Origin of the sequence: Phocaeicola sp. RTP21198st1_B8_RTP21198_201120, from assembly GCF_040929485.1 — a bacterium.
Taxonomy (GTDB): domain Bacteria; phylum Bacteroidota; class Bacteroidia; order Bacteroidales; family Bacteroidaceae; genus Phocaeicola; species Phocaeicola dorei.
In genome coordinates, this window is sequence record NZ_JBCOCI010000162.1 from 3,246 (window position 1) to 3,959 (window position 714).

The window sequence follows — 714 nt, forward strand, 5'->3', positions numbered from 1 at the left end:
TGGCAATGTTATTCATTTTATAATAGCTGTTACCTAAATTATAATAAATATCGGAAGATTCCCCCTCGTTTCTTAATATATTCTCATATATCTCTACAGAAGCTGCAAAATCATTTCTTATATATGCACTATCAGCTTCTGTCTTTGTTGGGAAAGTTTGTACAGCAGCATTTTGTGGCATTTCTGTTTGGGCGGCAACCTGTGCAGAGTCTGATTCATTCTGTGCGTAAACTGTGACAAAACTTATCAGGAATATCAAAATGAAATATATTTTTGTCATTGTTATAATCTCCTTTGATTTAGTGTTTTATACTACTCTCCATTTTGCTGATGACCTCAACAGCCGAAGAATATACTTTATCCATAGCTTCATTTTGGTTACCCGGAGCATAACGGGCAAACTCACATTCATTTAATGTTCCGATGAAGTCTTTTATCAGTTCGGGAGCGACTCCATATTGGGTCAATTCGTCCTCGATATTATCTTTAGACAATTGAGAAACCGGGATATTCAACTTATCACTGATGTATCCCCAAAGTGCTTTCAACACCTCATCATAGAATGCTTCTTGTTTGTTTTCAGTTAATAATTTGCCTGCATTTTTCATGCGTTTGGCAGCCACTTTATTCGCTTTTTTAGTGCGAACTTTTGCTACATTTGCATTTTCGATAGCTTTTTTACGATAGACAATTACGAAAACAATGAAGAGAACC

The 714-nt window shown here is 35.6% G+C and carries 2 pseudogenes; both read right to left on the reverse strand.

The window, feature by feature from the left end:
• Positions 1-280 (reverse strand): annotated as a pseudogene (locus AB5935_RS23815) (hypothetical protein); the annotation flags it as partial.
• A gap of 19 nt (positions 281-299) precedes the next feature.
• Positions 300-714, reverse strand: a pseudogene (locus AB5935_RS23820) (protein BatD); the annotation flags it as partial.